Below are 5,659 nucleotides of genomic sequence, written 5' to 3'. Positions count from 1 at the left end.
TAACAAAGCCCCAGCTTGTGAAAGTAGGGGCTTTGTGCATAAAAAAAGAAGGTGCGCATTTTGACACACCTTCTTTTGTTTAAACAACATATATCATCATCGTCAAGCTTCGTGCTTTGTAGATACAAAGCACTTGCGAAACACTACCGTATCTGCCAAAAAATAATTAAGCAATCCGGAGATAAGCAACGCTGCAAAGTTGCACCATATCACCCCCCACCCGAACATCTTCTCAAAAATCAGCAAGAACAGCATTTTCACTAGAAAAGCTACTATAGAAGAGAGATTGAACACAAAAAAACGAACCCAAAAATCGCGCACACACCTACCACTTATGCGGTTTTTCCATATCCAGCAATAGGAGCAGATAAAATTGCTCATCACAGCAAATTCGAACGAAATCACGGGAGAAACAATATATACTCCCCAATATTCCTCAAACAAATAATGAGAACATATCCACAATACAAACGTATCGACTCCTGTGCCGAACAGACGGCTCACTACAAATTCCAAATAAGTACGCAAAATTATCAATCCTCCTTTTTTCCGGGGTTATAGGGTTTCAACGGATCGCGTTCGGAAAGGATACGACGATCTATAAGAAATTGGCTGAGCCATGCTCCGAAAAGGAAAAGGGCTATCAGCAAGCCGACAATATCAAATATACCCAATGTCTGCCCGGCAATAGTGTAGATAGTTGATGACAAAGGAGTATACATAAACACAGTATTGATGAGTATGACTACCAACCGGAATTCCGTAGGTCCGAAGCTACCATAAGTGAGCCGGAACTCATCTTTGATAATCGTGGAAATATATGTATAAATGGAAAGCACCAAGTATCCCGCTAACACCAACATGGCTACATCAAGCCTGAACATGGGAGAAATGCCGGCACCGATACACATGATGCAAATAGTCACCGCATCCAACGTATGGTCGATAAAGAATCCGTAAACGGGACGCTGCGTGTGACGTACGCGTGCCAACGTTCCATCAAGGCTGTCGCCATACCAATTGATAACCAGCCCCAATGATGAAATCCATAAATAATTTTTATCTATATGAGCCAAAGCGAAACCCAGCCCACAAATAACGGCACCCAACAATCCGATGTATGTCAACGTATCCGATGTCATCCACAACGGCTGTCTTTCTGCCATCCAAATCAATGCTTTCTTCTCCATTGCATTGAGCAATGAAGTCTGTATCCTATTCGACGATTCTTTTCCCATTCCTAATTTTTTATGCAAAAGTAAATCTTATTACCACAAATGTGGACATATCACAACTTCTTTTTGAGGCTATTTAACACTTTGAAGTGCCGTCAAGGAAAAATAATCCGAAATTCGGTCCATACACCGACATATGTACAGAGGGAGAATGTACATCCGTGGCGCATCAGCATATCAAGAATAACAACACATGAGCGAATCATTAAGCTTTCGAAGTTCGGAACTTTCGAGAGCAGTCTCTATCGCAGACGCAAACGGTCTCCTATTTCCGGAACATATTCACCATCCTTGCGGTTCATCTTATACAGGTCCTTAAGACGAATACCATATTTCTGAGAAATGCCATGCATGGAATCACCGTCTTTTACGATATATACGGTATGAGGTTTGGAAGCTTTCTTCTTTTTGGCTTTCAAATAGATAATATCTCCCGGCATTAATGTATATTCACGATGCAAGTCGTTATACTTCACGAGCTTTTTCCAGCTAATGTCCAGTTCCTTGCCTAAATCCTGGAAAGTATCCCCGCTACGGGCAACGACATAAGCTATGTCATTGGCAATATAAATCTGATGCGGATTCATCAGCCAAGGGTTCTTCCGCAACTTACGTTCCGAGTAAACGCCTTTGCGGTCGTATTTATACAAATCGTAATCTTCAATAATCGTAATCAGACGATTGGCATAGGAAGGGTCGGTGGCATAGCCTGCTTTTTTCAGTCCGCGCGCCCAGCCTTTATAATCGGTGATATCCAGTCTGAAAAGAAAAGCATAGCGGGCGCCTCTTCTGAGAAAATCGGAATGGTCTTCGTAGGAATCACGCGGATGCTTGTAGGCACGGAAACATTCGTTGCGTGCATCGTCATCATGACGGACTGTACGTCCCCGCCAAGCACTACCGCATTTGATACCGAAATGGTTGTTGCTTTTTCGTGCCAACTGGCTGTATCCCGCACCACTTTCCAGCAGTCCTTGCGCCAGCGTGATACTGGCGGGAATCTGATGAAGCTTCATCTGTTCAACAGCCAAATCACTATATTTATTTATATATTCGACGTAACGGGCATTCCGTTTCTGTGCCTGCACTCCTATGGCAAAAAAGAATACGATAGTTAAAAAGACAAGCCTATGTAATTTGTTCTCCATTTTAATTCAGATGTGGATTATAGGACACAAAAATCTGAAAAATAATTGGGATTATCAATCTCTTTCCTAACTTTGTAACATTAATTGTTAGAAACCAATACTCCAACGTATATGAAAGACCTCATAATTACCGCAGTTATTAAAGTATATCAATATAATGAGTTGAATGAAACCGACCGGGCACTTATGACAGCAGCCATGGATGCAACAGCACGCAGTTACGCCCCTTATTCCCGTTTCTCGGTGGGGGCTGCCGCACTGTTAGGCGACGGCACCGTGGTAACAGGAACGAATCAGGAAAATGCCGCCTATCCGTCGGGACTCTGCGCGGAACGCACAACCCTATTCTACGCCAATTCCCAATACCCCGACCAGCCGGTCGTTACCCTTGCCATTGCCGCAAGAACCGAAAAAGACTTTATAGACCGCCCGATTCCGCCCTGTGGTGCTTGCCGCCAGGTAATTTTAGAAACGGAAAAGAGATATGGACATCCCATCCGTATCTTGCTCTATGGCAAAGAGTGTATTTACGAAATAAAAAGTATAGGCGATTTATTACCGTTATCATTTGACGCCTCAGCAATGGAGGATTAGCCATGTTACAGCAATATCACACCAAACTAAAAGGAACGCTCGCGCTTACGGATTCATACCTGACGGAGAAAGCATTGCAGAAAGAAAAAGGACTTTATAAGTTTATATGGGTACGCAACGGAAGCATCACGGCAGAGATAGACCACCAGGAAATGGTGCTTGCCAAAGATGAAGTGATTTCACTGACTCACCTGCAACATCTCGAATTCAAATCAATCGACGGCGATTACCTGACTTTACTGTTTAACAGCAATTTCTATTGTATTTATGGCAACGACCATGAGGTATCATGCAGCGGCTTCCTCTTCAACGGTTCGTCCCATCTCATCCGTTTCACGCTGAATGAGAAAGAGCGCAGGGAACTGGATGCCATCACTGCGGCGTTAGAAAACGAATTCACCGTTTCCGACAACTTGCAGGAAGAGATGCTGCGTATATTGCTGAAGAGGTTCATCATCCAGTGTACCCGGATTGCACGCCATCGCATGAATATTACCCGTGAAAAAGAATCCGGTTTCGAGATTGTACGCCAGTACTATAATCTCGTTGACGAACATTACCGGACAAAGAAGCAGGTGCAGGATTATGCCGACATGCTGCACAAATCACCCAAGACACTATCAAATATCTTTTCCACTTGCAAACTACCCTCTCCGCTCCGTGTAATTCACGAACGGGTGGAAGCGGAAGCCAAGCGCCTCTTGCTTTACAGTAACAAAAGCGCCAAGGAAATTGCCGATATTCTGGGATTCGAAGACCAGGCTTCTTTCAGCCGTTTCTTCAAAAATATGACGGGACAGAGCGCCGTACAATTCAGAAACACTCTGGAAGGGAAGAATTGATAAGGGGATACCACCTCAAGTCTGAAAAGTTGTGGCACCATAGTACTTCTGGCCGACTCGTCACAATGCGTACTCAAAACACTTAAAAAAGACTAATCACACTACTGTAGAGGTTTCTGACTTCTTGGGGCAACGGAACAAATCGTATTTTCAGACTGTTATATAGTCTAATACAAATCGTTAAATAAAGAAGTTATGAAACAATATGATGCTATTATTATAGGGTTCGGCAAGGCAGGAAAAACACTGGCTGCCGAACTTTCAAACCGGGGATGGCAAATCGCCGTCGTCGAACGCTCCGATATGATGTATGGAGGCTCTTGTCCGAACATTGCTTGTATCCCGACAAAAACTCTGATACACGAAGCGGAGATTTCTTCCCTTCTGTATTATGAGGATTTTCCGAAACAGGCAAATATGTATAAACAAGCTATTTCCCGTAAAAACAGTCTGACCTCTTTTCTCAGAGGAAACAATTACGAAAAGTTAAGTAAACGCCCGAATGTGACTGTCTACACTGGGACAGCTTCCTTCATATCTGCCAATACCCTGAAAGTGGCACTCCCTGACGGGGATATAGAACTGCAAGGGAAAGAGATTTTCATCAATACCGGTTCTACTCCCATTATTCCGGCAATCGAAGGACTCAAGGAAAGCCAGCATGTGTACACCAGTACCACTCTTCTGGATACGAACGTCCTGCCCAAACACTTGATTATCGTAGGCGGCGGGTATATCGGACTGGAATTTGCTTCGATGTATGCCGGATTCGGCAGTAAAGTGACTATCCTCGAAAGCGGCAACCGTTTCATGCCTCGCAACGACCAGGATATTGCCCAAAGCGTCAGAGAGGTGATGGAAAGAAAAGGCATAGAGATTCATCTCAATGCCCGTGCACAATCTATCCATGACACGAATGACGGTGTGACACTGACCTATTCGGATGTGTCCGACGGCACTCCTTACTTTGTGGACGGTGACGCTATCCTTATCGCTACCGGACGGAAACCGATGATTGAAGGATTGAACCTGCAAGCGGCAGGCGTGGAAGTGGATGCCCACGGAGCTATCGTGGTAAACGACCAGTTGCGCACTACCGCTCCTCATGTATGGGCAATGGGCGACGTGAAGGGCGGCCCGCAATTCACTTATCTTTCACTGGACGACTTCCGGATTATCCGCGACCAGCTCTTCGGAGATAAAAAACGGGATATCGGCGACCGTGCCCCCGTTCAGTACGCAGTATTTATCGACCCGCCGCTGGCTCACATCGGTCTCACTGAAGAAGAAGCACTGAAAAGAGGTTATTCCTTTAAGGTTTCCCACTTATCGGCCACTTCCGTAGTCCGTTCGCACACATTGCAACAGACAGACGGTATGCTGAAAGCTATTGTGAACAGCCACAGCGGAAAGATTATGGGATGCACGCTGTTTTGTGCCGATGCCCCGGAGATAATCAACAGCGTAGCTATGGCTATGAAAACCGGACAAGATGCTGCTTTTCTACGCGATTGCATCTTCACTCATCCCAGCATGAGCGAAGGATTGAATCAATTATTTGATGTATAAAGACATAGCAAAAGGGAACAAAAGGATAAAGGCTTTCAGCGATATCGTTGAAAGCCTTCTTTCTGTATGGAAAGGTATAGCGTATGAGCCAATCAATTAGTAACAAACTTCATATAGCTTACCAGCAAACTTGTTTTGGATTAGTACTAAACTTTTTATGCACTAATCTCAAACTATAAACAAAGCTTTTGTTTTTATAAGAGCCTGTTTAAATTTTCCTGAGATTATGTTAGATAGGCTTTACCGACCTGTTTTTATTCGTCACATAGTC

General features: G+C 44.2%; 6 protein-coding genes. 3 read left to right on the top strand and 3 right to left on the bottom strand.

From position 1 onward, the window contains the following. Positions 1-102: 102 nt before the first annotated feature. The 3 genes from NSB03_RS19725 to NSB03_RS19715 form a co-directional block, all read right to left on the bottom strand. Complete coding sequence (locus NSB03_RS19725; RefSeq protein ID WP_024988772.1) at positions 103-537, bottom strand: GtrA family protein; 435 nt, start codon at positions 535-537, stop codon at positions 103-105. Next, complete coding sequence (locus tag NSB03_RS19720; protein WP_024988771.1) at positions 534-1,238, bottom strand: CDP-alcohol phosphatidyltransferase family protein; 705 nt, start codon at positions 1,236-1,238, stop codon at positions 534-536. Before NSB03_RS19720 ends, NSB03_RS19725 begins: the two co-directional genes overlap by 4 nt. Before the next feature lie 239 nt (positions 1,239-1,477). Further along, positions 1,478-2,383 (bottom strand): glucosaminidase domain-containing protein, encoded by a 906-nt coding sequence (locus tag NSB03_RS19715; protein ID WP_257466599.1) that lies wholly within the window; start codon positions 2,381-2,383, stop codon positions 1,478-1,480. 111 nt (positions 2,384-2,494) lie between these two features. On the opposite strand from NSB03_RS19715, the gene NSB03_RS19710 reads away from it, so the two are divergent. From NSB03_RS19710 to NSB03_RS19700, 3 genes are all read left to right on the top strand, one after another. After that, a complete protein-coding gene (locus NSB03_RS19710) occupies positions 2,495-2,977 on the top strand; it encodes a cytidine deaminase (RefSeq protein ID WP_121767111.1) in 483 nt (160 codons plus the stop codon). Positions 2,978-2,979: 2 nt separating this feature from the next. Further along, positions 2,980-3,819 (top strand): AraC family transcriptional regulator, encoded by an 840-nt coding sequence (locus tag NSB03_RS19705; RefSeq protein WP_024988770.1) that lies wholly within the window; start codon positions 2,980-2,982, stop codon positions 3,817-3,819. A 195-nt stretch (positions 3,820-4,014) separates the two neighbouring features. Further along, positions 4,015-5,388, top strand: a complete 1,374-nt coding sequence (locus tag NSB03_RS19700; protein ID WP_024988769.1) for an FAD-dependent oxidoreductase — start codon at positions 4,015-4,017, stop codon at positions 5,386-5,388. Positions 5,389-5,659: the final 271 nt, after the last annotated feature.

It is taken from the genome of Bacteroides acidifaciens (assembly GCF_024623065.1).
Classification (GTDB): Bacteria; Bacteroidota; Bacteroidia; order Bacteroidales; family Bacteroidaceae; genus Bacteroides; species Bacteroides acidifaciens.
The sequence above is the reverse complement of the archived record's forward strand: the minus strand, read 5'-3'. Positions and strand labels throughout refer to the sequence as shown.